This window comes from Faecalibacterium sp. BIOML-A4, assembly GCF_009679665.1.
Lineage (GTDB): Bacteria > Bacillota > Clostridia > Oscillospirales > Ruminococcaceae > Faecalibacterium > Faecalibacterium taiwanense.
On record NZ_WKZG01000002.1, the window covers coordinates 37,427 to 64,253 of the forward strand.

Sequence of the window (26,827 nt, forward strand, 5' to 3'; positions counted from 1 at the left end):
ATGAACTTCAATACCATTCCCGAAGCTTTGCAAGACCTGAAGCAAGGAAAAATCATTCTGGTAACGGATGACCCCGACCGTGAAAACGAGGGGGACTTCATCTGTGCTGCCGAATTTGCCACCACCGAAAACATCAACTTTATGGCGACCCACGGCAAAGGTCTGATCTGTATGCCAATGTCCGAGGCTTTCGTCCAGAAGCTGCAATTTCCGCAGATGGTGCAGTATAACACCGACAACCATGAAACGGCATTTACGGTGTCCATCGACCACGTTTCTACTTCTACGGGCATTTCTGCCGCAGAGCGTTCCATTACGGCGATGGCTTGTGTGGACGATCACGCAAAAGCAGAAGATTTCCGCAGACCGGGCCATATGTTCCCCCTTCTGGCAAAAAAGAACGGTGTGTTGGAGCGCAACGGTCACACGGAAGCAACCGTTGACCTGTGCCGTCTGGCAGGGCTGAAAGAATGCGGCCTGTGCTGCGAGATCATGCGGGAGGATGGCACGATGATGCGCACCGCTGAACTGGCAAAGCTGGCAGAGCGTTTCCAGATCAAATTCATCACCATCCGTGATTTACAGGAGTACCGCAAGTGTCACGATAAACTGGTCGATCAGGTGACGGCAGTGAACCTGCCCACCAAGTATGGCACCTTCAGAGCTTATGGTTTTGTGAGCCGCCTGAACGGAGAGCATCACATTGCACTGGTAAAAGGTGACATTGGCGATGGAAAGGATATTCTGTGCCGCGTCCACTCGGAATGCCTGACAGGAGATACATTTGGCTCTTTGCGTTGTGACTGCGGCCAACAGCTGGCCGCTGCCATGACGCAGATCGAAAAAGAAGACCGGGGTATCCTGCTCTATATGCGGCAGGAAGGCCGGGGCATCGGTCTGATCAACAAGCTGCGTGCCTATGAACTTCAGGAGCAGGGCATGGATACGCTGGAAGCCAATCTCGCTCTGGGGTTCCATGGAGATGAACGGGAGTATTATCTCGGCGCACAGATCCTCCGGGAACTTGGCGTAAAAAGCCTGCGCCTGCTTACCAATAACCCGGACAAAGTATATCAGCTCTCCGAGTTTGGGCTGGAGATCTCCGAGCGCGTACCCATTCAGATGACGGCGACCCCGTATGACCTGTTTTACCTGAAAACGAAGCAGGCACGGATGGGGCATCTTCTGGAATATTAACAACGAAAGAGGTATTTAAAAATGAAAACATTTGAAGGTAAGCTGGTTTCTCAGAACATCAAGGTCGGTATCGTAGCTGCCCGCTTCAACGAATTTATCACGTCCAAACTTCTGAGCGGAGCAATGGATGGTCTGCTCCGGCACGATATGCAGGACGCTGATATTCATGTTGCATGGGTTCCAGGTGCTTTTGAGATCCCACTGGTTGCCTCTAAAATGGCAAAAAGCGGAAAGTATGATGCTGTGATCTGCCTTGGTGCCGTGATTCGCGGTTCTACCAGCCATTACGACTATGTGTGCAATGAGGTTTCCAAAGGCATTGCCACGGTCTCGCTGGAAAGCGGGGTTCCCGTCCTCTTTGGTGTTCTGACCACCGAAAACATCGAACAGGCCATCGAGCGGGCAGGCACCAAAGCAGGTAATAAAGGCTATGACTGTGCAGTCAGTGCCATCGAGATGGTAAACCTGCTCCGGGAAATGGATACCGCCGCAGAGTAAAATACACGCAGGAGTTTGCCATGATCGTTATAAAGACCCGACAGCCTGACCCGGAATTGGAGCAGAAGATCCGGATGCTTCTGGAACGAGAGCACATCGAGGCAGAGCAAATATCCATTGATTCATGGGAGAAGTTGGTTCTTCCGGGGCTTACACTGGACGGAATGACCCACGAAGTGTCGTGCAACGGCAGAAAAGTCTCCCTTACACGACTGGAGTTCGATTTGCTGCTGATGCTTGCCTCCCACGAAGGACAAATCTTCTCAAAAGAAGAGCTTTTCCGTGCTGTGTGGGGACAAAACTGTGACGACACCTTAAAGGTCGTGGCAAATACCGTTTCCAATCTGCGAAAGAAGCTGGCCGGCTGCGGTAGCTTTATCCGCACTACCCACGGCGGCTATGCTTTTGTAAGCCAAAAGGAGAACGACCCGGCATGACCAGGATCTTATTTATTTGTCTCGGAAATATCTGCCGAAGCCCGATGGCGGAGTATGTGATGAAAGACCTTACGTCCAAGGCAGGACTATCCGAGCAATTTGAAATCGCATCAGCCGCCACCAGTGCATGGGAAATCGGAAATCCGGTCTATCCTCCTGCACGGCAGAAGCTGGCAGAACATGGCATCGACTGCAACGGCAAGACCGCCCGGCAGATGACCCGGCTGGATTATGCACGGTATGATCATCTGATTGGCATGGACGAAAGTAATCTGTGCGACATCCTGCGGCTTGTCGGCGGAGACCCACAGCATAAAGTCTCGCTACTGATGGCGCATACGGATCATCCCCGTGAAGTGGCAGACCCATGGTTCACGGGAGATTTTGAAGCCACATGGCAGGATATACTGGAAGGATGCACGGCATTGCTTGAGGAACTGCGATCATAACAGATTATCATAAAAACGGACGGATGTCTGCCAGTTGACAGACATCCGTCTATTTTTTATTTCAAATCATCTTAAAATACTTCAGCGCCTCCCGGATGGCTTTTTCCTTCTCCGGCGGGCACTTGAGCTGCTTGGGGTTCTCAGCCTTAGGCTTGTTGTAGTTCTGCCGCTCCTTGATGCCGCACTTGCGCTTGACCTGTGCAATATAGAGGTCGCTCACGTTCAGACCGGTGTGCTCCTTGACGTACTCCCGGATCTCTTCATAAGTAGCCTTACTCTCCGCAGCAGTCAAATCCAGCTCGTCCGTCTTAATCTCAACCTCGATATGTTGCTTTGCATTTAGTTTGGACAAAGCGCATACCGTCTCAACTTGCTGTTTATTAGTTCTGACAAATAATGCTCCGCTTTCACCATCGTAGGTAACAGGGAAGGTGAAATGTATCGTCTTTATCAGATGCTTGTCATCCCGCTTTTCCGGATACAGCTCTATAAACGAAACCATAGCCTGCAACAATGCCTTTTTATCCTCCGGCGACATGACATCGTAATACTTGCTGAAGCCTTCCAGCATTTCAAAGATGGATTTCTTCGTCATGGCAGATTTTTCAACCATAGCGATTTCCTGATCTACTTCATCAAGTCTTGTCTGTGCATCCTCGATCTTTTCATACAGGTCATCCAGAATACGATTCAGACTGTCTACTTTATTTTGATAGTGCCTATCCGCAATGTCAAGCTCCGTCAGTCTCTTTTCAGTCTGGAGCAGATTGCCGCTATATTTGGTGATCTCATTTCGGATTGCTGTCTGCTTCTTCCGCAGAGAATTTACATCTGTCTGGATATCAATCTTTTGAGAAATAAGCTCTACAAACTCCGGGATTGTCACCATGGAGGATATAACCTCTTTCACCTCGGTTTCCAGTTTGGTGCCGCTGTAATACTTGTTGGCAAGAGAACAGCTGATCCCGTTTCTATCTCTTCCGGATATGCACCGATAGGAAATATATCTCGGATAATAACCTTCTTTTCCGTTTTTCTTTTTCCTTGGCGGCGCAGTATAACCAAAGATGTTTTTTCCGCAGTCTGGACATCTGATCAGGCCGGTCAGTGGATAAACGGTCGTACTGTCACTTCGGGTTTTTCGATGGGCAACATTCTTTTTCAGCCGCTCTGCTGCTTTTGCAAAAGTCTCCTTGCTGACAATCGGTTCATGCACGCCATCCACAAGAATAATCTTGCTTTCATCGTCTTGCTTCACAACCTTCGTTTCGTTGTTCTTTCCCTCAACTTTTACTGTATGTCGGCGACCGTAGGAGATCATACCTGCATAAATCGGATTGCTGAGAATGACACGGACGGTTCTGTCTGTAAAGCCAGAGATTTTTACATTTCCCCGCTGCTCACGCTGGATGTTTTCGTCATTAAGTTTCTTTGCAATGTAGCTGATGCTCTGTCCTTCCTCTGTGTAGAGCCGGAAAATCTCCTTGACCGTTTCCGCCTCTTTCGGATATATCATTAGTTTTTTATCCTTCAAAGAATATCCGAACGGGGCCTGCGCTCCGTTCCAGAGACCGCTTCTGGCTTTTTGCTGTCTTCCGGCAAGCGTCTGTTCATGAATGTTCTCAAGCTCGACTTCCGCAACAGCTCCCATAATATTTGCAATCATCTTACCGGTAACGGTTGAAGTGTCAATTCCGTCCTTGATCCCCAAAAGACCGATTCCATAGCTTGAAAGTTCCTGAAGATACTTTGCGGTATCACTGGTATTTCTGGCAAAACGGGAAAGCTTAAAAACAAGAACATAACGAATGTTGTCCTTCTTGCTCCGAATATCCTCCATCATCTGCGTAAAGGCAGGACGATGCTCGGCATTCTTGCCGGATTTTCCTTCATCCGTATATTTCCCGACGATATTGATCTTGCGTGCTTCCGCAAAAGCTCTAATTTCCGCTTCCTGTGCCTCAAGAGAAAAACAGTCCACCTGTATCAAAGTTGAAACACGTGTATATATGTATGCGTTTTCCATGGACAGTACCTCCTTCACTCCATTTTGTCAGCAGTAAACATCTACTTCAAATAGTATAAATGATGACAGAAAGCTTTTCAATAGCCGCAGCAAAAAAAGAAGAGGGCTGGATGCCTCTTCTTGCATCCAGCCCTCTTGGTCTTCTTCTGTTTCCATAGATTTATACTTCATCAGCAGTTCGGCGATCATCGTAGAACAACGAATGAAGTTTTCATCCCGCATCAATTCATTGTTCATAAGCTATCCTCAACGTTCGTTTTGCAATCCTGTCGTTTTTCTCCTATAAGCAGCTACAATTTCCGGTGGCATGTTGTCTATCAGAGCATGAAGCTCACAAAGCTCCTGCTCTGTTTTTCCGTATTTCAGTCGGTCCGCAATTCTTTCCTTGCTGGCATCTTTTGCTGTTTTTAATTCCGCTTCCAGTGCGCTGTTCTCATCAGAAAGCGCTTTATACGCCTTATCATATTTTCTGAGCTTCGTCCGCAGAGCTTCCGTGCCGGGAACGTACTTGCCCAGCAGCGCTTCCAGTTCATCCAGCTTGGCTTTTTTGTTGAACGTATTCGTGTCGTTCAGAATCGCCATGATTTGTTCCTTCATCCGGTTCAGGTGGACGGCCTCCTTGAACAGCCGCGGCGGGATGTGGTCGCGTCCTGTTTCGCTGGCGCTCTCGCCGCGCTCCAAATCTGGGTATTTTTTGACCATATGCTCCCAAAACCTGTCCTGCCACTGTGTCAGCTTCTTCTTGTTTCCAACAATTTCTTTGGCACAGAGCCGCCCATCCTCTGTCAGCGGAACAAAAGAAAGGTGCATATGGGGCGTTTTCTCGTCCATATGCACCACGGCGGATATAATGGTTTTGGGATCCTGGTGTTCCCGGATAAAATCCAGCGCCTCCTGAAAATAGGCCTTGATTTCGCCCTTTTTCTTGCCCTTAAAGAACTCCGGGCTGGCAGTCACCAGCGCCTCCACCACGCGCACGCTGTCCGACCGCGTGCGGCAGCCTGCCTCCGCGATCTGCTTTTCCGCCTCGGCGCGGTATTTGCGCTGCGGCGTCACCAGATGGAAATTGAGGTGGCTGCGCGCCGTGTCCACGTCGGGGTTGCTGGCGTACTTCTCCTTGGTACGCTCGTTGTGGGACTCGATGTGGCCGATTTCCGGCCCCTTGTACTTGGCAAAGCGGAGAATGGCGTACTGTGCTTTCATCGGCGCTCCCCTCGCTTCACCCACACGATGTCGCAGTCCAGCACGTCGGCCAGCTCCACGACCTCCTTGTAGCGGATGCTCTCCCGCTGCAATTTGGCGGACAAATTGGAAACGCTGTCCGACCAGCCATATTCATCATACAGCAGGTCAACAACCTCCTGCATGGTAAAACCGGCGCGGACGATCTGCGCCTTGATCTCATTGCGTACACTCATATTCAGATCCCCTCCATAATTCAGATAATGAAAAAGCGAAGTCAGCACGCCATTCGGCGCATCCGCTTCGCTGTATCGTGAACAGTTCCGTTGCCGTCAAATCCGCTCAGAATCGCCGTTATGAAGTCCTGTTCACAAGTGACACCTATCGACTTTTCTGTTCCGTGTGACTTTACTCTAACCCGTATGATTTCTCATATTTCCGCGCACCCATGTTGCTGTTCTGAGAAGCGCGATTCCGTGAAACCATTTCTGCCATCAGGCAAATAATTTACGGATTTCACTCAACTTGATTTCGTGCCCAAAAATATAGGCTCTGCTGGTCAGCGCTTTTCCTATATAGCGGTATTTGGGGCGAAACGCTGCGTACATACGTACACGGCGCAGTCGTAGAAGAATCATCGCCAGTCCTCCGGTACGTACGTATGCTCTGAAACATCAGAAAACCCGTTTATATTAGGTCTGGCAATCGCTTCAATACCGAAGAAGCCCCATACACGCCGACCGGCAGCATTGGTGATCTTGTTGCAGTATTCCAGATTGTACTTGCTCTGGTTCGCAATCACACTCTCGCTGAAACTGCGGCGCTTTAACGGTGTCAGATTGTTTTCCTCACACCACATCCGGTAAATTTCATACAAGGCTTTGGAGCTGATGGTGCAGTCTGCTTTCAGCCGGATATAGCCCTCGGATTCCAGAAAATCAAAGACGTTGTTGTTATCCCTCTTGACTGCCTCCCGGTTATCCCGTGTGCGCTGGCTCTCCGTGAACTTGAAGTTGTTGGCAACAAGCCGCTGTAAGCCCTCAAACGCCCACAGAAAGATACCCTCAACCTCTGCTTTCAGTTTTTCGGCAAGGTCAGGATCATCTACCCGTCCCGCAGGCTTTTCCTTGGTGGTCAGTACAAGTTGGCGACGGTAGAATCCGTCGCTTCGGTCATATAGCGCTTGCAGATCGCCGTTGGAGAACGCCAGCAGGCGGGCAAACATCCACCCCTGGTAGCTCTGCTTACCCTTGCGCTCCAAATCCATTTTGCCTTGGGCGGTCACGATGGACTTGACGTAGTTGGTCTGCCGCAGCGCTTCCATTCGCATATCATCATCCACGCACAGCAGAATGTGTTCCAGGTCGGCGCGAGCAAAGCGGTTTTCAGAAATTTTGCCGATGCTGCCGTCCTTCATGTTACTGCCGAGAAGCGCACCCAGCACGGCACCGATCTGCGATTTCCCTTCGCCGCCGTTTCCTTTAATCACCATCATGCGCTGCCCCTTGTTGCTGGGAATCAGGCAATAACCGATGAACTCCTGCAAGGTGGGAATGTCCTCCGCGTAAAGAAGCCCATCCAGAAAGGAAAGCCACCGAACAGGAACCGGTGCATCAGGGCGGTATGCCACCGGCAGTCTGCTCCGCACGATGTTCGGTCTGCCCTCGGTAAAGCTGCCGTCCAGCTTCAAAGTACCGTTTGACAGATGGATTCTATCTGCCTCCGGTGCAAAGTCCTCCACATGAGCCGCCAGTTTCATCACTTCCAGAATGTTAGTGATTTTCCGTGGGATGTTGTTCACGGCGCAGCATTTCAGTTCTTCGTAGATTTCGCCGCGAAGCGGCAGATCATCGGTCACTCTGCCGACCGGTGTGAAAAACGCGCCATCGGCAAAGATGATTTTCCGACTGTTCAGAAATTCATCGCAGAACAGCGCCTCATTGATATTGGTGCCATCAAACCAGATGGGCGCGTCTAAATTAGCCGATTTCCGTTTCGTCACGGACATCCACCTCCTTTTCCGTCCGTTTCAGGCGTTCTTCCAGCCGGTCAATCATGCCGTCCTTTTGCAGCATATCCACAGTTTTCACACGAGCCTCCAACTCCTCAAAGGTTAAAATATCTGTCAGATCCTCGATATAATCGAGCATCTGGCAGGCTTCCACAAAGCGGTCATCAATGGTATCCTCCGGCGTTTTGGGTGCGCACTGCACCTTCCAGCGCTCCAAAAGATGCAGATAATCGCGCAATACCCGCTGACAATGCAGTTCCTCTCTCTGGAACGCCTTTGCCAGCGGATATTTCGGTTTCCGCAGCGTTGCCGCAGCCGGGGGCTTGTCCGGATCAATCTCAAAGTCATACGCCAGCTTTTTCGCTGCGTCATAGCTACTCAGGTTGAACAGCCTTGCCACAAGGTCGATCACGTCACCAGTTGCCCCGCAACCGAAGCAGTAAAAGTAATCCTCATTCAACTTCATGCTGGGTGTACGGTCGTTGTGGAAGGGACAGCAGACCATGTTGCCACGGTTTACTTCCAATCCGTAGTATTTGGCAGCCTCTTTTACGGAAACTCCCATCTTGATTTGTGTAAATAAATCCATACCTGTTTCCTCCTGTAAAATAATTGAACTTCGCCGTTCTACCCGATGCCATTCCTGCCCGAGTCCTTACCCCGGCGTTGCCTCTTCCTTGGTACGCTGAATGCGATACTTCTCTGGAAAGCATATCCTCATCGGACGGTCATGAAATTTTCAAGGTTCTGCGTGGTTTACGTCTAAATTTTAGTAAGAAAACAGGCTCTTTCCCGTATATCCAAGAGGTAGGAAAAGTGGGGTAGAAGTTGAAATTTTCCACGCTTTGAGACACAAAATGAAAAAGCATGATATAATACAGGAAAATGGAAACGGAGGCTGCTGTATGCAAGTCAAGCTGACAATCGGAGAGCGGTTGAAAGATTTACGAGTAGAACGAAAGCTGACCTTGGAGCAGCTTGCTGCCGAGGTTGGTATCTCGAAATCCGCACTTGGCAAATATGAATTAGATAACGGCAAGGACATCAGCCCGTATAGCATTTTGGTGCTGGCTGACTATTACGGTGTTTCCTGCGACTATCTGATGGGGCGGACGGAAACAAAAAATCACCCAAACACAGCTCTGCATGAGCTGCATTTGAGTGATGCTTCGATTGATGTATTAAGAACAGGCAAGTTCAACCACCGGCTGCTGTCGGAGCTGATCTGCAACAAGGATTTCCAGCGGCTTATGCTGGATGCTGAGATTTACGTTGACCGGATCGCAGATATGCGGATCAAGGATATGAATACGGTTCTGGAAGCTACCCGCCAGATGGTTCTGATGGAGCATGGCGAGGAAGCTAACGATCTGTACCTCCATACTCTGAAAGCGGCGCAGATACAAGAGGAAGAATATTTCGGGCATCTCGTTGCGGACGATCTAAGCAATATCCTGCGGGACATCCGTGAGGAACACAGGACAGATGCTCTGACCGCAGACGATGACCTGTCTGCCGCCGCTGTGCAGAAGCAGTTGATGGAGGCCGTACATTTTGAGGGAAGCTCCGAGGAAAAGAAAATCCGCGCGTACCTTGCAACACTGGGTATTGATTACGACACGCTCACGAAAGAAGAGTTTGTTTCGCTGATTGGAATCCTCAAGAAGTCCAAGCACCTAAAAACTCCCATCAGCCAACGCGGGAAAACGACCATGACCCACGGCAAAGGGAAACGAAAGAAGCGCTGAAACAGGAGCATCGCTGCGGCGGGACGAGGGCTGTATATACCTCTGCTTCCTTCTCCGGCCAGTCGGATTTTTCTTTTCAAAAATCCTGCATTTGTGTCACCTTGGTGTCACAAAATCCGCCTGTCCTACTGCCGCAGAAAAGTGTCTGCCTACCGCTATCTGCCCTCATAGCAGATGGCGAAGCCAGCCCCTTTCCCGCGTCAGCCGGAAGCAAAGGTATAACACACTAGACTTTCCTGCGGAAAATCGTGTGCCAACAGGGATGCTCGCACCCCTATTGGAAACCCAGCGTCAAAGGGATGTTCCCTTTGAAATCCCTCATTTTCTTCGCAGGCGCATATGCAAACTGCAAAAGCAACAGCTTGAAAATAAAAAAACGCTGCAATCTTCGCCATATAATTGGACGAAAATTGCAGCGTTTTTATCACACTCAATGTAAATAAAAAGTGGGCAGCCGTTTCAACAGCATTGATATAAGATATCCAATCAGCACAAACATCACCATTACGGAGAGATAGTTGATCAGGAAGAGGATTACAGGCTCGGAATAATCGTAGAATACGAAGTGGCTTCTGAGCAGCAGATACAAACTAACGCCTCTGCGTCGGAAAGCGAACGCGCCATACACTGCCCAGAGCCAGCCGATCAGTCGCAGGCTCCATATTCGCATGGATGAAGGCTGCAAGTGTTTGCGCGCCATCGCCAGCATCATGCTCCAGTGAAACCCCAGATGCAGGCTCATACAGACGAAGCCCCAGTAGGCACAGAGAATATGCACCTGCTGTGCAAGCTCATAGCCGCCATGCCTGGGGAGAAACGCAAACACATGGCGAGACAGCACGATACCGCTGACCATAGAACCGACCATACACAGAAAAATCAGCCCGATGAGTGTCGTCTGCACGATGCGCAGGGGCGTGTAGCGCCCCCGCGGCACAGCTTGAATCCATCGGCGGTTCAAAACATGGTGCGCCACGGACAAGGCGAACATTCCCATGCCGACCCACTCGTGGGCTGCTTCGCCCACAAGGCCGTAGGCCATCAGAAGCAGCAGTGCCAGCGTCATGGCCGCGTCGATGCTGATTTTCACTTTCATGACTGGTTTCATACTGTCATCCTTTGCTGTGGGAGATCACCCAGTTCAGGTTATCCGGATCGTCAAAGACCACATTAGCGCCGCCGTGGTAGTTGTAGATACCCTTGGCGTTGAAGAAGGCGTTGTCGGGTGTTTCAATACGAAGAACCTGGTCGATGTCGGCATCGCTCCAACCGACATTTTCATAGGCATCGTGGAGATTTTCGTAGGCCGAGCGGGCCTTGGCGCTGCCGTAATACTCGTCACCCTCGGCCATGTAGATATAGACCGCCACGCCGTTCTCCGCAATGGGCGCATAGTAGCCATCCCACTGAGAAGCGCCGTGAAGATAGGCGGCATACAAGTCGGGCCGCATGGCCACCGCACGGGACATGGTCTCGCCGCCTGCGGAATACCCGGCGGCATAGACCCGGCTGGTATCCACAGCAAAACTATTGATAAAGTATTCCGTTAGTTCAATGGCCTGCCGGGCGGATTTTTCGCCCCAGTCAGTGAGCTGTGCAGAAACCACGACCATCTCGGTGTCCAGTCTTGTCCATGCGGTGAAGCCGCTCCAGTTCAGATTGCTGCCGGAAGAATCTTCACCGAACCACATCATGTTATAGCCTGGCATAACGACCATCATCGGAAACTTGCGGCTGCCATCGTAACTGTCTGGCAGATAATAGCTGTAATGGATGTCACCGTCCGCGCCGGAGAAGATTTGCTCTGCAAACAGGCCAGTCTGAACCGGCGTCGACGTTTCGGCGGGCGGCGTGTTCTCAGCAGGCTCGTCCGGTGATGTGGTCGGCGTGTCTATGTCCGGTGCCGTAACGGCAGGCGGCTCCGGCTGGGACGGTTCTGCTTCTCTGGTTCCGCACCCCGCGAGAACCAGCAGCGACACCGCTAGCCAGAACGTAAGGAACCGTCTCATTTCTGCTCGTCCACCGGCGGAACCATTTTCGCATACTTTTTGAGCATTTCCGGGGTGCTGGTGTAGTAGCGCACATTCTTGTTAAGGTCGGTGATCTGCGCCATTTCGGCATCGGTCAAGGCAAAATCAAAGAGGTCAAAGTTAGACTTGATATGGTCGGGATTCTTGGAGCCGGGGATAACAATGTTGCCGCTCTGAATATGCCAGCGGAGAATGATCTGGGGCGCGGATTTGCCGTACTTCTTGCCAAGCTGAGCGAACAGCGGCTCCTCCAGCAGCGCCTTGTCGCCGTGACCCAGCGGATACCATGCCTGCGGCACGATGCCGTTCTCCTTCAGGAAGACTTTCAGTTCAGGCTCCTGATGATAGGGGTGCAGCTCGGTCTGCAAGACGGTAGGCTTTACTTCACAGAGGGAGAGGATCTCCTCGATCTGCTCCTTCTTGAAGTTGGACAGGCCAATGGCTCGCACCTTGCCCTCCTTGTACGCCTTCTCCATCTGACGGTAGCCCGCCACATAATTGCCCGCGGGCTGGTGGATCAGCAGCAGGTCGATGTAGGGAGTGTCCAGACGGGCAAGGGTCTTGTCCACCGCATCGGGCTGCTCATAGAAGCTGGGCCACAGCTTGGTTTCGAGAAAAATTTTCTCCCGCTGCAAGCCGGACTTCTTCATGGCGCGGCCAACGGCCTTTTCGTTCACATAGGCGTTGGCTGTGTCAATCAGGCGATAGCCATTCCGCAAGGCACTGACGCAGGAGGCCTCTGCCTCGTCCGGGGTCAGAAGAAACGTACCGATACCGGCCATGGGCATTTTCACGCCGTTATTGAGAGTTGCGTATTCCATAAAAGATTCCTCCTTAAATGTTCTTTCCAAGTTTCGTGGCTTCGTTTTTATTGGTCGCCATGCCGCTGTAGGTCATACCGTAGAGACCGGCGAAGCGCTTCATGGTGTACTCGCCCGCATCCAGCATCCACTGTTCCGGGGCAGCGCCCTGAAACACAAAATACAGTTTGCGTCCAGACAGTTCGCCGCTCTCCACCTTGCCGTAGAAACGATCCAGCACATTGCGGACACTGCCGCAGATGTTGTGCCAGTACAGGGGTGAGCCGATGACGACGATGTCCGCCTGCTTCATGGCACCAATGACAGCATCCAGCCCGTCGCCGGGGAGGTTCTGGCCGTATGCACCAATGGTGTAGTCCGTAAGGTTCAAAGTCTCATATTCGTGATCTTTCAGCAGCTCTGCCGCCAGTGCGGCGGTGTTGCCATTTTTGTTGGGACTGCCGTTGATAAATAAAATACTCATAGCAATACTCCTTATTTCAGTTTTTGATATTCTTCTTCACTCACCGGTTCACACCACTGACTGCGGCAGTTTTCTCCAGGTACTTCCACAGCCAGATGGGAAAACCAGCTGTCCGGCGCAGCGCCGTGCCAGTGCTTTACACCGGGCATAATGTTGATCACATCGCCGGGGTGCAGCTCCTGCGGCTCCTTGCCCCATTCCTGATAGTAACCGCGCCCGGCCACGCAGATAAGGATCTGTCCGCCGCCTTTGTCCGCCTCGTGGATGTGCCAGTTGTTACGGCAGCCGGGTTCAAAGGTTACATTGAAGATTTTGACCTGCGCCGTGGAAACCGGCGCAAGATAGCTCTGCCCGCTGAAATATTGTGCGAAACCGTCATTGGGCGCTCCGATGGGAAATATCATACTGTTTTGATGACGCTGCTTTTCGTCGGCGCTTTCCTCGTCTGCCCAGATGTCCTTTGCCATGCGGAATGCTGCCCATGCCTTCGGCCAACCCGCATAAAATGCGGCGTGTGTCAGGATCTCCGCAATTTCGCTGCGGGTGATCCCATTTTCCTTTGCCATTGCCAGATGATGACCGAAGGAAGTATCCGTCAGCCCCTGCGCCATCAGCGCTGTCACGGTGATGAGGGAACGGTCGCGTGCGGAAAGCTCGCTTTCCCGGCTCCAAACCTCACCGAAAAGAACATCATCATTGAGCTGTGCGAACTTCGGTGCAAATTCACCTAAAATATCCCTGCCCGCTGTTATTTTCTTCATGTCGGTCACTCCATTTCACTGAAAACTGTTTCCAGCCATGCGGCATAATCTTTGACCCAACCACCATCGGAGCCGAAACCGTGAGGCCAGCCGTTCAGCACGATGCGCCCGGTGGAAATGCCCATTCCGGAGATCACATCATATTGCTGCTGGAACTGACGATAGAAGGGGTCCTCGGTGCCGTAGACATAGAAGGTCGGCGGCAAATTGCCCTCAGCCAACCAGCTTGCATCCATATTTCCCACGCTGAGGCGGCCATAGAAGGAATAGATCATGCCTGCGGCGGAGGCATAGGCGAGAACGGCGTCCAGCTCGTCCGGCACATAGGTGCTGTCCAGCGCCGTGCCGGTCACATATTCGTCATAGTGCATCAGAAATTCACCGGCCTGAATGCCGCCCGCCGAAAAGCCCATGACGGCAATATCATCTGGGTCAATACCATAGATCTCCGCATTTTTGCGGACAAAACGGACGGCTCTCGCCACATCCAGCGCACCTTCCTCCTGCGTATAAGGAGACAGGCGGTAATCTACGATGAAGGTCTGAAAGCCCAGCTCTCGCAGTGCTGCGGCGGTGGGCAGCGAATCGGTGTAGTTGCCCCGGAACTGATAAGCGCCGCCCGCCATCAGCACAACCGCGCCTTTTGGCTTCACGCCCTCCCGGACGGGGATAGCGGTGACATAGGGGCGGAAGTTCCAGTCATCGAAATATCCGGTCATGTCCTGCGTAAACTTCGTCCTGGCGGGGACATTGCCCTCCTCCCAGAGATAGAGCACTTGAATGTTTGCAGGGTCTGCTGCCGCGATCAGAACAGTCTTATTACCTGCCGGTTCCGGCATCTTTTGCAGCATGGCTGTGCGGGAATAATCGGAAATCTTGCCGCTGCCGTAGTTGTATGCATCAGGAAAATCGCCCGGCGTGGCTACGGTGTCCGTCGAAGATCCGTCGCGCAGATCATCGATGGGGGTGGTGGAAGCAGAACTGCTTTTGTTTGGTTTCGTTGTCATAGCATCTTCAATCGCCGCAACGCCGTTTTCCAGCTCACCGCCGGGAGTCCCGGCGGACTCCAGGCCACAGGCGGTCAGCGACACGACCATGAGAATTGCAAGCATTGCGGCGAAAACTTTGTTTCTATGCATTACAGACCCAGTCCATTGACCCAGGACTGCACATCATCACTGGAAACGCCGGAGGAGAACCGCTGGCCTTCCTGCCACTCGCCGGTACCGGCCATGTCGGCCAGCAAACTGCCGCTCTGACCCATGCCGGAGGAGGAAGAAGTGGCAAAGGGGATGACGGTCTTGCCGGTGAAATCATTGTTTTTTACAAAGGTGTCCACGGGCCACGCTGCGATACCCCACCAGATGGGATAACCGATGAACACGGTGTCATAGGAATCCCAATCGGGAACTTCAGTGGTGGTCAGGGGCACATCCCGCAGGGACTCGTCGTCATGCTCCCGGCTGACGCGGCTGTCGGAGTTCGTCCAGTTCAGGTCCTCGCTGGTGTAGACTTCGGTGGGAACGATCTCAAAGAGGTCGGCACCGGCTGCCTCTGCAATATCCTTGGCCACCCGCTCGGTGTTACCGGAAGCGGAGTAGTAGACCACCAGCGTCTTGCCTGTCTTGGGCTGGGTCTCCGGCTCGGATTCTGCGGGAGCGGTCGAGGAGCTTTCGGACGGTTCCGTGGCGGGCTGTTCGGTCGGCGCAGAGGTTTCGGGCTGCGTGGTGGAAGAAATAGGCTGGTTTGTAGAGCTGCATGCGGCAAGGCTAAGTGCAAGCACAGCGCTCAGCAAAATTACGGTCAGTTTTTTCATGTCAAAATCATCCTTTCAAATTATTTGCATTCGCAAAGAATGCCATATATTTCATCATGGCTCAGCTTTTTGCAGCAGCCAGCGGTGACGTTGGTAGAATCAGCGATGGCACGGAAGTTGGTGTCGGCAGGAATGCCCAGCTCTGCAAAGGTGGTGGGCAGGCCAATTTCCTTGATGAACGCAGCCAGTGCGTCGATACCGGCAAGAGCGGTTTCCTCGTCGCTGCTCTTGGGTGCGACACCCCAGACATTCTGCGCAAACCGTGCAAACCGCGCCGCGCCGGACTTGTAGATATGGCGGTACAGAACGGGGTGGATCACCGCCAGACCCGCGCCGTGATTGCAGTTGGTGTAAGCGCCCAGTTGGTGCTCCAGCATATGGCACTGGAAGTCGGTGACCTTGCCGATTTTCAGCACGCCGTTTTCTGCCATGGCGGAGGCCCACGCCAGTTCACTGCGGGCATCGTAATTCTCTGGGTCGGTCAGCAGGACACGGATGTTGCGGATCACGCTCCGCATAACGGCCTCGCTGATGTCATCGGAAAGATTGTTTTCATCCGGCTTGCCGAAGTAGGTCTCCATCGCGTGGCTCAGCGTGTCGAACGCACCGGAAATAACCTGCTTCATGGGAACGGATAGCGTGTAGCTGGGGTCAAGGAACGCGAACTCCGCCTGCGCGCCCCAAAGAGCGCCCTTGATTTTCTTTCCCTCGTGGGTGATGACGGCCCCGTTGTTCATCTCGCTGCCGGTACCGAACACCGTGACAATCGTGCCGAGGGGAATAAACTTGGTCGGCAGCGTGTGCTTCGTGTACTGCATCTCCCAGATGTCCTCGTCCAGCTTCGCCTGTGCGGAGATGACCTTGCAGCAGTCGGAAACGCTGCCGCCGCCCACGGCGAGGATGAGGTCAACATGATTTTCCCGCGCCAGCTTCGCGCCCTCCTGCACCTTGGCATAAGTGGGGTTCGACATGATACCGGAGAACTCCACGATGCGCTTGCCTGCGGCGTTCAGAATGCCCACGATCTCATCATACACGCCATTGCGCTTGATGGAGCCGCCGCCGTAGGCCAGCATGACGGTTTCCCCGTAGTTCACCAGCAGACTGCCGAGGTACTCTTTCACGCCGCCCTTGCCGAAATACACCTTGGTCTTGTTTTCAAAAATAAAGTTGTTCATAAAAACGCATCCTTTCTGAATGTTATTTCTTCATTTGCTGTTCCCAAAAGGCAACGGCATCATTGATCCAGCCTTCGGCGCTGGTTCCAGTCCCAAGTCCAAAGCCGTGCCCCAGACCGGAATACACATGAAACTCCGTATCGATCCCGGCCTGCTGCATGGCTTCGAGTCGCGCCTGCATGACCCGCCAGTTGGCGATGCCGTCCCTGTCACCGACACAGGCATAGGTGGGCGGATCACTTTCGGAATACTCGCTCAGTCCCGTGTACTGCATGATGACCGCACCGGGACGGGGCAGATCACCGCCGCCAAAAGCTTCTGCACCGTAAGACCCCAGCCACGCCGCCATCCGTGCACCTGCCGAACCGCCCCATAGGGAGTAGCAGCCGGTGTCCACTTCCAGTTCGTCCGCATGGTCAAAGATGAAGCGGATGCTTCTTGCCAAGTCCTCGCAGGCGGTCTGTGCGCCGGGGCGATAAATGAGAGCGAAGGCGTTGTAACCCTTTTGGGAAAGCTCCAGCGCATGAGGGAGGCTGTCCTGCATGGCCCCCACATAGGCAAAGGCACCGCCTGCATTGCAGATGGCGAACTTCTCGCCGGGGATTCCCTTGAAGAAAAACAATCCTGTATCTTCTTTGGCAGGGTCAGCCGCCTTTTCCTCGTCGGTGTAGATGTCATAGAAGATGGTTTGGCCGCCCGCTGCCCGCTCTCGCAGGGTGTTCACGATCTCCACCGTTTCGTCTGGATCAATATGGCTGTAGTAGGTCAGTTGAAGTTCTTCCAGAGTGTCGCCGCTGTAATAATACTCGTCCGTTGGAAACAGCAGCCGCCCGAAGCCGTCAAAGGACGGAGCATTGATGACATCTTCGATTTTTGTATTGCGGGTAAAGGGTTCGGTTTTATTTTGCACGGCGGTTTTATTTCGCACGGATTCGTTCACTTCCTCGTCTACCGCGCCGGAGCTGCATCCGGTCAAGAATAGCATGACGCATAGAACTATTGCCATGTATGAGACTGGTTTCATGGGTTCGACCACCTTTTGTTTTCTGCCATTATTATAAGAAAAGCGAGACTTCCGCGGAAGTCTCGCTTTGTTCATCAGTATATACCTTTGGGTTATAATCAGCCGTACAGTTCTTTTCTGACGGCCTTCGCCGCATCCAGAAACCGCCGTACCGTAGGCGTCGGCTCCGGGGAATGGAGGATGCCGTAGGGAATGCTGTAATTCCATTCCACTGGGATTACCTTCAGAAGCGGATGGACAGTTGCCCAGCCTGGAATCGCCAGCAGCACATCGTTGGTGTTCTCGCAGCGGTTGAACACATCCATGTTGTAAAAGTCGAAATCTACGATATGGATCTGCGGATGGTGTTGCCAGAGGTCATCTCGGAGTTGATCCACATAATGGCTCCATCCCCGGTGCATCAGCATGAGATTTTCGCCATAAAGATCTGTGATCTGTAATTTATCCTTTGCTGCCAGTCGATGGTGAATGGAAACAGCACAGCAGAAGCGCCCCCGCGTCAGCTCCAACCCAGCACAGCCCCGCAGGTGCAGCATGGTCTCATCAAAAATACCGCCTACTACATCAATGTTCTTTCCGAGATTTGCAAGGATCTCTCTCGCATTTTCCGGGGTGTTCTCAAAGGGGACGATCTGAAATTTGATGTCCGGGTGCAGCGTTTGAACTCTGGACCAGAGCTCCATCAGGAGCTGTGCCGGAGTCATGGGCGAGGAACCGATACGGATGATGTTCTCATCCCCCTGCATGGCGTTTTTTGCCCGAGTCACGGAGTCCCGGCAATACTGGATGATATATTTTGCATCCTGGTACATAGAGCGCCCAGCTTTTGTGAGTTGCAGCCCCCGGTGGCTACGGTCGAAGAGCTTCACGCCGAGGGATTCTTCTAAAAGATTGATTTGCTTGATGACAGCCGTGGGCGTGATGTAGCTTTCTTCGGCGGCTTTGTTGAAGCTGCCTGCATCCGCCACACGGAGAAAAGTCTCAAGTTGTGGGTTATACATGAAGCACCTCCTTTTTTAGAGCATTCCAAAATGCTTCAGTGCTTCCGTAATGGCTTTTTCCTTATCCGGCGGGCATTGCGGCTGTTTAGCATTCTCGGACTTGGGCTTGTTGTAATTCACCCGCTCAATAATGCCGTGTTTCTGCTTTACCTGTGCGATATAAAGACTACTGATCTTCAAACCGCTGCGTTCCAGAACATAATCCTTGATCTGCCCATAGGTTGCCAGTCCTCTTTTATCCTGCACCATTTCTTCCACATCCACATCAATGTTGATATGTGTTACCGGATTTCTCAGAACTAATAGACAAACCGTCTCAACGGTATTCCCTTTGTCCCACAAAAGCTCCGTAACTTCCCCGCCATCCTTGAACACCGGAAAATTCAGACCAATCCGCTTTAGCGGATATTCAGACTCGTCATTCCTGTAAATTTCAATTTCCTTAATCAAGGCTGTGACCACATTTCTCTTTTCTTCGTCATTTATTATATTATAAACGCAGTCGAAATTCACCATGATTTTGTAAATATTCTCAAGAGTAATTGCCTGCTGCTTAATTGCATCTCGCCGAAGTCTGGCATCTTCGATTTTTTCCTCCAGCTCAACAATGACATCATATAGGGAATCTAACCGCAAGGTCATATCATGGAGCTTTCGTTCCCGATATTTTGCATCAGCAGGGAGACTGTCAATTTCCCGTTCCAATCTTGTTTTATTCAGATCAACTTCCTTCAGCTTTGCCTGATAGCCCTCCAGTTCTTTATCCACTGCTTTCGTGTCAATCTGAACGCCAATCCGTTTTTTAATGGCTTGGGCATATTCCTCATTCCTTACGATCTCACGAATTGCCTCAATGACCATCGGTTCAATATCGGTCTTTTTCAGCATCGCCTTATATTCACAATGCTTCCCCCGGACCATCCTATTCCGACTACATACATAATAGTAAATTTCTTTGTAAGTGCCATCTTTATTTGTCCATGCGTGTTTATTCGTATACATGGGACTTCCACAAACCGGGCATTTCAGCAGACCGGATAACAAATGAACTCGATCTCGCCCAATTTTTGACGGTTGCTTTACTCCGGTTCTAAGACGCTTGGCATGAGCCTTTTCCCATACCTCCTCACTAACGATTCCTTTATGCTGTCCCTCTGTCAGAATGTAATCGTCATTTCTTTTCATCTGGTAATCGTTTTTTGTGCCTTTGACTTTTTCCTTCGTTCTCCGTCCATAAGCAATTTTACCGCAATAAACCGGGTTATCCAATATCAGTTTAATAAAATGTCCTGTCCAATCCTCTAATGTGCCATTCTGCCTCGGAATTTTCCGTATACCTTGTAAGTTCAACTGATTCGCAATACCACCCAAACCGATTTCCGATGAAGTATATAATTCAAAAATCTTCCGTATTGCCACAGCCTCTGTTTCTTCAATCATCAGCTTGTTATCTTCCAGTGTATATCCGTAGGGAGCAAAGCCACCATTCCATCCACCCTGCCGTGCCTTTTCGCGCCGCCCGTTCATCGTCTGCTCGATAATATTCTCACGCTCAATCTCAGCCACAGCAGATAGTACAGAAATCAAAAGTTTTCCGCTTGTCTGAGAGGAATCAATCCCTTCTTCTATGCAAATCAGATTTACACCATAAGATTGAACCAACTCCAAAGAGTTAAGTATATCTGCTGCATTACGACCAAACCGTGACAGCTTATACACTAAAATATAGTCAATGTCCAAGCCATCCTCAATATCTCTGAGCATTTTTTGAAAGGCAGGCCGTCCCTCAATGGATTTACCGGATTTACCGGCATCTTCATAAGTATCAACAATGATCATTTCCTCACGATCCGCAAATCGTGTCAGCATATTTTTTTGACCTTCCAGGCTGTATCCGTCCACTTGCATCTCTGTGCTGACCCTCGGATACAAAACACAGCGTTTTCCATATCGGTTCATAATTCATACCTCCAAAATTTACTTTTGGAAAATATCCTATGTAAAGCTGCGATTCTCACGCAGCTCCGTCAACCTCGCCCAGCACTCTCATACCATATTTCTCGATTATATGTGCCAGCGAAGTGATAAACGCTTCAAATTTTTGTTCCGCCAGACGTTCTTCTGACCGGATTTCATCTGAAGGAATCAATGCGCTTTTATTCTGGATATTCTCCATTCAGAATCACCTCCGCAATTCCTAACGAAATTATAACTCTACTTGCACGGCCTGAAAATGATACGGCCTTTCGGCACTTTTATGTAATCCCCAGACTGCACAAGAGCGTCTTGTTTATGTTTTCCATGTCATCCTTGTTTATATGACCAATATAGTTTTTTAACCTCGACTTGTCGATTGTTCTGATCTGTTCCAGCATAACAACAGATGGTTTCACCAAACCGCATCTGTCATTTAAGTGGTAATGCGTGGGGAACTTTCTGCTTTTTTTGCTTACACTGGTAATTGCTGCAATAATAATCGTAGGACTGAAACAATTTCCCACATTATTTTGAAGAATGAGTACAGGACGAGAGCCACTTTGTTCAGAGCCGATACCAGGGCTTAAATCAGCCGAATATATGTCACCTCGATGGAATTTTTCAAACATCACTCTCGCCTCCTTAATATCTTAATACTTAAACAGCCGCACCAGTCTGAAAGAAATCTTCGGATAAAAACCTGGTGCGGCTACTGTTATTCTGTTCGGATTACTCGTCATATTTGCCACGCTCCCTGACGATGGGAACACAACAGGTCTCCGCTGGCGCGGCTGTCATAACTCCGCAGCATCGTTCGTATCGTGTGCCACAGGGTTCCCCCCAAGTCTTTGGCGGGCCGTGAGGAAGTATCTTTAAGCCCCCATGCAGTCATCGCGCCGGATCTGCCACAATCCGTTTTATGAAATCGTAGATCGCTCCGAAGCAGTTCTTTCATCACCTCCCTGACTGCTCCATCTTCGCGGCGTTTCACATTCGCTCGTACATGAGTTATGTACCTGTTGTGCTGTCTATTCAGTTTTCAAAGATCTTGAGGTCACGAGGATAGCGTGTCCTTCTAATAACCGTGAGGCTTTGAGCCTTTCTTTCAGGGGCGTTACAGACGATTTTTAAGGAAAGTCTCCATGTTCCGAAGGCCGCGCTGTATAGATTCGCTGACCGATGCAACGCTGACTCCTTCGCTCTTGGCAATCGCTGATTCTGTCAGTCCCAGGAAGTAGTAAGCATAGATGCGCTTGGCCTGCTTGTCCGGCAGAGCGGCAATCGCAGCGTGAAGCTGCTCCATCGTCACTTTGCGCTCATACAGCTCACAAGGGGTCATGGAAACGAAAAGGGCATCATACTCAATTCCGTCTCCGCGATCCAGAGAATAATGCGCCTTGTGGTAATATGTACGGCGGCGGTATGCGGCCTCCAGGCGGTCATGCTCTTTCATAACAGCGGCTACTTCATCAGGAACCTCAATAATGTAATCGGTCTTATAAAAATCGGGATACTGCTCCCGCAGATTGATCTTGGTCATAATTTCCTCCATTTCAGTTGTTAGGGACAAAGGGCAACCGAAATGGCTATGGCGGAGAGCGACACCGGGGATGTTCGGGAAAATTCCCGTAAAATCGACAAAGAAAAACGTCAGACGGCCTTAATAGCTGTCTGACGCATTTTGTATAATATGTTGTACGATTGTGCGGATTATTTACGCTTGATTGCGCGTGTCCGTGTGTATAATTTCTCTTTGGTAGGTCATTGATTTTTTTAGGTAATCACCTACCTGAAAACCATAATTCTGCTGAAATAAATAACCGCCCATCGTAGACTCCTCAAACGGCAGTCACGGGCGGTAATGGAAATATGCCCTGCCGTGAAAGGCCGTTTTTTTTATTGGCCTCCCGTCAGGGCTTTTATGTATATTTTATCTTTCAAAGGTGCATGATAAACACATATCAATACGCGTGATTGGGTTATGGTAACTTCCCCTTACGCACGATAGAATGTAATAGAGGTGAACAATCATGCCGGAAGATGTATTTGTGTATTTGGGACAGTGCCTCAGAGATGCAAGAGAAGAATGTGGACTGACCCAACAGGAGCTTGCGGATCAAACCGGCAGAGGGCTTCGTCATCTCCAGGACATTGAAAAGGGCAGGAAAAATCCGTCTTACGATGTACTGGCATCCTTTATCAAGCGATTAGGCATTTCTGCTAATGAGCTGTTTTATCCTGACGCTTCGGAACAGGAAAAGCAAGTACAGCATTTCATGGGAAAGTTTCTGGCCTGTACCGAGGATGAGCGGCAGATTATCTTGAAAACACTGGATTGTATGGCGGAGCAGTTTATCAGCCGACGTTACAAATCCTCCGATCCGCAAAATTATGAATAAAACCAGCAGGGCAAAATGCAATTTGTTTCTGCTGGTTTTATTTTGCCTCCGGCAGTAGACGTAAATTTTCCTAGCCCAATCAATCGCCACTATTTTGTTTCCGGTATTCAGCCGGTGCAATCTTCATGACATCTCGAAATGCTGTTGCAAATTTACTCTGATTCTCATATCCAACCTGGCTGGCAATTTCTGCTATGGTTGCCTGTGTCTGGCGAAGCAGAGCAGCGGCCTGTTTCATGCGGTACACTTTCATATAGGTTCCAATGGGCTGTCCATAAACTCCCTTGAACGTATCCTTTAAGGTTGCCGTATTGATAAGATACTCTTTGGAAAGTTCCTCAATCGTTGGCCGTTCCTGCAAGTTGGAGATAAGCCGCTTGTGAATGTCCCGTACAATCTCCACCTGGGGAGAAGTATATAACTCTCGCTGCTTTTCTTTATTTACATCCACCATACACAAGAATAAGAGAAGCTCCTGCACCTTCAGCATGAAGTATGGCTTTTGCAGGCGATCCGGTACGGAATACAGTTCAGAAAAGATATGCTCAATCTCATCCTTGGCCCGCATGACAAAGCATGCGCCATCGGCACAAAATTTGTTTTTGAAATCTGCAATACCAATACCGCTCTCGGCGAGGATTCCAGGCGGATTTTGAGAAACCAGCTCCAGATCAAGCACTACTGAGATTCCGCGATAATGTCTCAAAGGAAAGGCCATTTCAGAAGCACAGTTATCCATTGTATGAATGGAAAGATCCCCTTCTCCGAGGTACAGGCAGGAACCGCTTTGCAATACGCTCCCTTCACGCCCTTCCCGGCAATGATTGATCTCCAGCACATTCTTATCAATGGTTCCGTCCCAATAACAACTCGTTGCTTCAAAATCATTGTAAATAAGCTGGATACCGGGATAAACCTGATAGACTGTCATAAGCCCCAGGCCATCCTCACAGTCCATTTTATAGACGGTGCAATATCCGTCATTATCTTTTGGAATAATCGCAGATAACCCCGTAGCATTGGTGATAGGGTTTTTGTTCATAGTATTCATTCCGTTATCTCGTATTTGTTCTGCCAGGATTCTCCTGGCGTCTTTTATTATATAGTTTTTTCTCATTTTATACCGCTCCAATCGGCAGGATGTGCAATCCAATCAGAAAGCAAATTCTATTATAGTGCAGCCCTGCCGAATGTGCAAATATACGAAAAAGCCGATGCCCTCCAAAACGGAAAACATCGGCTATATGCGGGATTTTATTTGCTGCAATATTCCTTTCCTACACAACCGGAACAACTGCCGCTACAACAAGAACCATTTTTGCGGTTCTTATGGATTTTTCGCACAGCCCATATTGCATAGAAAACAATCCCGATAAGGATTATACCAGTAACAAGCATCTAAAACTCCTTTCTGACTGGAAACTCACAACTTATTAGCTTTGGGTCTCCGATCCTCTTTTCAAAATCCAAAGTCCAAATGCGACCACTGATAAAATGGCCGCTGAACGAAGCACTTTTCCAAACGTCATATTCATACCTCACAGCAAAAGTCCAACACGATAAACCACAAAAGTAACAGCCCAGGCCACAACCAACTGGAACAGGGCCGAGAACAGCATCCACCTTGTACTGCCGGATTCCTTGCGAATTGTAGCTAGGGCCGCTGCACAGGGAACGTAAAGCAGACAGAAAATCATCAGGCAAAACGCATTGAGCTGTCCAAAACCGGCTGCACCCAGGATGCCGACCAATGTATCCATTCCCGCGCCGGAGTTGATATTGGGAATCCCAAACAGAACGGCACAACTGGACACCACAACCTCTTTTGCAGAGATGCCAGCAATCAGAGCAACCGCTATCTGCCAGAATCCCAGTCCAATCGGTGCAAAGATCGGTACAAGCCAATGGCCCAGGATAGACCCGAAGCTGTCTGCCATTTCCGTAGTATAGCCATGCGGCCCAAAGTTCAGGATCACCCACATGAGGATAGATGCTACAAAGATGGTAGTACCTGCTTTGGTAAGGTAGTCCTTTACCTTTTCCCATACATAGATTGCCACAGTTCTGGCGCTGGGGGCCTTATATTCCGGCAGCTCAATCAGCAGATAATTTTCCGATTTTCTCCGGTCAATCAAATGGATGATCGCCGCTACCAGGATAGCGACCACCAGGCCGATCAGGTACATGGAATAGGCCACGAGCATGGCGCGTTCCTGAAAGAACATCTCGGCAAACAAGATGTAGATTGGCAGACGGGCGCTGCAACTCATAAAGGGCGTAATCAACATGACCTTAAAACGGTCACGCCGGTTTTCCAAAGACCGTGAAGCCATGATTGCCGGAACAGTGCAGCCAAATCCCAAAATCATGGGGATAAATGCCCGTCCGGAAAGTCCCAGCTTGCTCATAATCCCTTCCATGACATACGCAACACGGGCCATATATCCGCTGTCCTCCAGAAAAGCCAATGCCAGAAACAGAATGAAAATGTTCGGCAGGAAAGTCAGGATACCGCCCACACCGGCGATGATGCCGTCTACCAGCAGGGAGCGCAGCACTTCATTGACCCCGACAGCAATCAGTCCATCGCTTATCAATGCCGACAGGCTTTCAATTCCTAATTCTAGGAATCCTTTCAGCCAATCGCCAATGGTAAAGGTCAGGAAGAACACCGCCGCCATGACAACGAGGAAAATCGGGATGCTCCAAAACTTATGCGTCAATACACGGTCTGCCTTTTCCGTCAAAGCGTCTTGACGATCCTTATTGACCAGAACCTCCCTGATGATTTCCTCGATAAAATCATACTTCTCATTGATAATGTCGGATTCATAGTTCCGGTCGATCACATCCGGCATATTGACCGGATAACGTGCAGAGATTTCCTTATCCTGCTCCAGCAGCTTAATGGCGTGCCAGCGGTAATTGGACAGGTTCGGATATTTCCGCTTCAGCTCTGCCATGATAAGATCAATCTTGTCCTCAATAGCATCACTGTAAACCATTGCGTATTCTGAATGGTGGTCGTGCCGGTGTTTTGGAGTATATTTATGATGATGAATCAGACACTCCGGATCTTTACAGTCTTTATGGTGCGCGGCTGCATGAAGTAGCACATCCAGTCCTGTCCGTTTTCTGGCTGAAACTGGAATGACCGGGATGCCCAGCATTTCCGGCAGTCTGTGTGTGTCAATCTCCATGCCGCGCTTTTCCACAATGTCCATCATGTTCAGCGCCAGCACAACCGGCTTGCCCAGCTCCAAAAGCTGCAAAGTTAAGTATAGGTTTCGCTCCAGAGCGGAAGCGTCCGCAACATCAATAATCACATCGACTTCATCGCTTAGTATAAACTGTCTGGATACCTGTTCTTCCATTGTGTAGGAGGTCAGGCTGTAAGTGCCAGGAAGATCGACCAGTCGAATATTCAGATCATGGTCTTTAATGGCACCCTCTACTTTCTCAACGGTTACACCTGGCCAGTTTGCCACTTTCAGATTTGCACCGGTGTAAGCATTGAAAAGTGTTGTCTTTCCGCAGTTCGGATTTCCGATGAAGCCGATAGTCAAATTTTCTCTCATCGGAATTTACCCCACTAAAATATTCTTTGTGATATTGCGCCCAAGTGCAAAGCGTGTTCCCCTGACTTTCACAATCAGGACACCCCGACTTTTGCTGTTCAGAACAGCGATAGAGGTTCCACGGGTCATCCCAAGGGCCTCCAAACGCTTTTCTATATTGACAGGCAGATCAATATCCTCAACTTTATATTCATTTCCTATTTTTCCATCGCAAAGATACATGAACGCTCC

General features: G+C 50.3%; 30 protein-coding genes. 6 read left to right on the top strand and 24 right to left on the bottom strand.

From position 1 onward, the window contains the following. From GKG34_RS01895 to GKG34_RS01910, 4 genes are read left to right on the top strand one after another with little or no spacing between them, the layout of a single operon-like run. Complete coding sequence (locus tag GKG34_RS01895) at nucleotides 1-1,197, top strand: bifunctional 3,4-dihydroxy-2-butanone-4-phosphate synthase/GTP cyclohydrolase II (protein ID WP_005944126.1); 1,197 nt, start codon at nucleotides 1-3, stop codon at nucleotides 1,195-1,197. A 21-nt stretch (nucleotides 1,198-1,218) separates the two neighbouring features. Then, on the top strand, nucleotides 1,219-1,695 hold the full coding sequence (ribE, locus tag GKG34_RS01900; RefSeq protein WP_005944123.1) for a 6,7-dimethyl-8-ribityllumazine synthase: 477 nt from the start codon (nucleotides 1,219-1,221) through the stop codon (nucleotides 1,693-1,695). Nucleotides 1,696-1,715: 20 nt separating this feature from the next. Further along, nucleotides 1,716-2,132: a response regulator transcription factor gene (locus GKG34_RS01905; protein ID WP_005944121.1), complete on the top strand. Its 417-nt coding sequence runs from the start codon at nucleotides 1,716-1,718 to the stop codon at nucleotides 2,130-2,132. Continuing rightward, nucleotides 2,129-2,581, top strand: a complete 453-nt coding sequence (locus GKG34_RS01910; RefSeq protein ID WP_005944118.1) for a low molecular weight protein-tyrosine-phosphatase — start codon at nucleotides 2,129-2,131, stop codon at nucleotides 2,579-2,581. Before GKG34_RS01905 ends, GKG34_RS01910 begins: the two co-directional genes overlap by 4 nt. 61 nt (nucleotides 2,582-2,642) lie before the next feature. On the opposite strand, the gene GKG34_RS01915 is transcribed toward GKG34_RS01910, so the two are convergent. The 6 genes from GKG34_RS01915 to GKG34_RS01940 form a co-directional block, all read right to left on the bottom strand. Beyond that, a complete protein-coding gene (locus GKG34_RS01915) occupies nucleotides 2,643-4,607 on the bottom strand; it encodes a recombinase family protein (RefSeq protein WP_154255487.1) in 1,965 nt (654 codons plus the stop codon). A gap of 27 nt (nucleotides 4,608-4,634) precedes the next feature. After that, entirely contained in the window at nucleotides 4,635-4,844 is a 210-nt protein-coding gene (locus GKG34_RS01920; RefSeq protein WP_154255488.1) for a hypothetical protein, read from the bottom strand. 9 nt (nucleotides 4,845-4,853) lie between these two features. Beyond that, on the bottom strand, nucleotides 4,854-5,810 hold the full coding sequence (mobV, locus tag GKG34_RS01925) for a MobV family relaxase (protein ID WP_154255489.1): 957 nt from the start codon (nucleotides 5,808-5,810) through the stop codon (nucleotides 4,854-4,856). Beyond that, a complete protein-coding gene (locus GKG34_RS01930) occupies nucleotides 5,807-6,025 on the bottom strand; it encodes an LLM class flavin-dependent oxidoreductase (protein ID WP_154255490.1) in 219 nt (72 codons plus the stop codon). The genes mobV and GKG34_RS01930 overlap by 4 nt, the downstream gene beginning before the upstream one ends. Before the next feature lie 398 nt (nucleotides 6,026-6,423). After that, nucleotides 6,424-7,797: a phage/plasmid primase, P4 family gene (locus GKG34_RS01935; RefSeq protein ID WP_154255491.1), complete on the bottom strand. Its 1,374-nt coding sequence runs from the start codon at nucleotides 7,795-7,797 to the stop codon at nucleotides 6,424-6,426. Then, nucleotides 7,769-8,389 carry a CHC2 zinc finger domain-containing protein gene (locus GKG34_RS01940; RefSeq protein ID WP_154255492.1) on the bottom strand — a complete coding sequence of 207 codons (621 nt, stop codon included), beginning with the start codon at nucleotides 8,387-8,389 and terminating at the stop codon, nucleotides 7,769-7,771. Before GKG34_RS01940 ends, GKG34_RS01935 begins: the two co-directional genes overlap by 29 nt. Nucleotides 8,390-8,657: 268 nt before the next feature. On the opposite strand from GKG34_RS01940, the gene GKG34_RS01945 reads away from it, so the two are divergent. Then, complete coding sequence (locus GKG34_RS01945) at nucleotides 8,658-9,548, top strand: helix-turn-helix transcriptional regulator (protein WP_347563413.1); 891 nt, start codon at nucleotides 8,658-8,660, stop codon at nucleotides 9,546-9,548. Between the two features lie 430 nt (nucleotides 9,549-9,978). On the opposite strand, the gene GKG34_RS01950 is transcribed toward GKG34_RS01945, so the two are convergent. The 14 genes from GKG34_RS01950 to GKG34_RS02015 all read right to left on the bottom strand — a co-directional run bounded on the left by GKG34_RS01950 (nucleotide 9,979) and on the right by GKG34_RS02015 (nucleotide 22,159). Further along, entirely contained in the window at nucleotides 9,979-10,656 is a 678-nt protein-coding gene (locus GKG34_RS01950; RefSeq protein ID WP_154255493.1) for a DUF4405 domain-containing protein, read from the bottom strand. 4 nt (nucleotides 10,657-10,660) lie between these two features. Continuing rightward, on the bottom strand, nucleotides 10,661-11,557 hold the full coding sequence (locus GKG34_RS01955; RefSeq protein WP_154255494.1) for a prolyl oligopeptidase family serine peptidase: 897 nt from the start codon (nucleotides 11,555-11,557) through the stop codon (nucleotides 10,661-10,663). Continuing rightward, the gene (locus tag GKG34_RS01960) at nucleotides 11,554-12,399 is read right to left on the bottom strand and encodes an aldo/keto reductase (protein WP_154255495.1); all 846 of its coding nucleotides are present in this window, start codon (nucleotides 12,397-12,399) and stop codon (nucleotides 11,554-11,556) included. The genes GKG34_RS01955 and GKG34_RS01960 overlap by 4 nt, the downstream gene beginning before the upstream one ends. Nucleotides 12,400-12,412: 13 nt before the next feature. Continuing rightward, nucleotides 12,413-12,862 carry an NAD(P)H-dependent oxidoreductase gene (locus tag GKG34_RS01965; protein ID WP_154255496.1) on the bottom strand — a complete coding sequence of 150 codons (450 nt, stop codon included), beginning with the start codon at nucleotides 12,860-12,862 and terminating at the stop codon, nucleotides 12,413-12,415. An 11-nt stretch (nucleotides 12,863-12,873) separates the two neighbouring features. Then, nucleotides 12,874-13,623: a carboxymuconolactone decarboxylase family protein gene (locus GKG34_RS01970; protein WP_154255497.1), complete on the bottom strand. Its 750-nt coding sequence runs from the start codon at nucleotides 13,621-13,623 to the stop codon at nucleotides 12,874-12,876. Nucleotides 13,624-13,628: 5 nt separating this feature from the next. After that, nucleotides 13,629-14,735 (bottom strand): alpha/beta hydrolase, encoded by a 1,107-nt coding sequence (locus GKG34_RS01975; RefSeq protein ID WP_243139192.1) that lies wholly within the window; start codon nucleotides 14,733-14,735, stop codon nucleotides 13,629-13,631. Between the two features lie 26 nt (nucleotides 14,736-14,761). Next, on the bottom strand, nucleotides 14,762-15,439 hold the full coding sequence (locus tag GKG34_RS01980; protein ID WP_154255499.1) for a flavodoxin: 678 nt from the start codon (nucleotides 15,437-15,439) through the stop codon (nucleotides 14,762-14,764). A gap of 20 nt (nucleotides 15,440-15,459) precedes the next feature. Beyond that, complete coding sequence (locus GKG34_RS01985) at nucleotides 15,460-16,617, bottom strand: iron-containing alcohol dehydrogenase (RefSeq protein ID WP_154255500.1); 1,158 nt, start codon at nucleotides 16,615-16,617, stop codon at nucleotides 15,460-15,462. Nucleotides 16,618-16,639: 22 nt separating this feature from the next. After that, entirely contained in the window at nucleotides 16,640-17,545 is a 906-nt protein-coding gene (locus tag GKG34_RS01990; protein WP_347563414.1) for an alpha/beta hydrolase, read from the bottom strand. Between the two features lie 194 nt (nucleotides 17,546-17,739). Next, entirely contained in the window at nucleotides 17,740-18,642 is a 903-nt protein-coding gene (locus GKG34_RS01995) for a LysR family transcriptional regulator (RefSeq protein WP_154255502.1), read from the bottom strand. Nucleotides 18,643-18,657: 15 nt separating this feature from the next. Beyond that, nucleotides 18,658-20,601 carry a recombinase family protein gene (locus GKG34_RS02000; protein WP_154255503.1) on the bottom strand — a complete coding sequence of 648 codons (1,944 nt, stop codon included), beginning with the start codon at nucleotides 20,599-20,601 and terminating at the stop codon, nucleotides 18,658-18,660. Nucleotides 20,602-20,656: 55 nt separating this feature from the next. Next, complete coding sequence (locus GKG34_RS15625; RefSeq protein ID WP_002576183.1) at nucleotides 20,657-20,818, bottom strand: hypothetical protein; 162 nt, start codon at nucleotides 20,816-20,818, stop codon at nucleotides 20,657-20,659. 79 nt (nucleotides 20,819-20,897) lie between these two features. Further along, entirely contained in the window at nucleotides 20,898-21,248 is a 351-nt protein-coding gene (locus GKG34_RS02005; RefSeq protein ID WP_154244657.1) for a type II toxin-antitoxin system PemK/MazF family toxin, read from the bottom strand. 485 nt (nucleotides 21,249-21,733) lie between these two features. Beyond that, the gene (locus GKG34_RS02015) at nucleotides 21,734-22,159 is read right to left on the bottom strand and encodes a sigma factor-like helix-turn-helix DNA-binding protein (RefSeq protein WP_025491709.1); all 426 of its coding nucleotides are present in this window, start codon (nucleotides 22,157-22,159) and stop codon (nucleotides 21,734-21,736) included. 490 nt (nucleotides 22,160-22,649) lie between these two features. Here GKG34_RS02015 and GKG34_RS02020 point away from each other — a divergent pair, with 490 nt between their 5' ends. Beyond that, nucleotides 22,650-23,018 (top strand): helix-turn-helix transcriptional regulator, encoded by a 369-nt coding sequence (locus tag GKG34_RS02020; RefSeq protein ID WP_002576186.1) that lies wholly within the window; start codon nucleotides 22,650-22,652, stop codon nucleotides 23,016-23,018. 79 nt (nucleotides 23,019-23,097) lie between these two features. Here the strand turns inward: GKG34_RS02020 and GKG34_RS02025 are convergent, their stop codons facing one another. The 4 genes from GKG34_RS02025 to GKG34_RS02040 form a co-directional block, all read right to left on the bottom strand. Continuing rightward, on the bottom strand, nucleotides 23,098-24,135 hold the full coding sequence (locus GKG34_RS02025) for an AraC family transcriptional regulator (protein WP_002576187.1): 1,038 nt from the start codon (nucleotides 24,133-24,135) through the stop codon (nucleotides 23,098-23,100). Nucleotides 24,136-24,272: 137 nt separating this feature from the next. After that, complete coding sequence (locus GKG34_RS02030) at nucleotides 24,273-24,416, bottom strand: FeoB-associated Cys-rich membrane protein (protein WP_080637114.1); 144 nt, start codon at nucleotides 24,414-24,416, stop codon at nucleotides 24,273-24,275. Nucleotides 24,417-24,556: 140 nt separating this feature from the next. Beyond that, nucleotides 24,557-26,596, bottom strand: a complete 2,040-nt coding sequence (gene feoB / locus GKG34_RS02035) for a ferrous iron transport protein B (RefSeq protein ID WP_005342311.1) — start codon at nucleotides 26,594-26,596, stop codon at nucleotides 24,557-24,559. Nucleotides 26,597-26,602: 6 nt separating this feature from the next. Beyond that, nucleotides 26,603-26,818 (bottom strand): FeoA domain-containing protein, encoded by a 216-nt coding sequence (locus GKG34_RS02040; RefSeq protein ID WP_002576189.1) that lies wholly within the window; start codon nucleotides 26,816-26,818, stop codon nucleotides 26,603-26,605. Nucleotides 26,819-26,827: the final 9 nt, after the last annotated feature.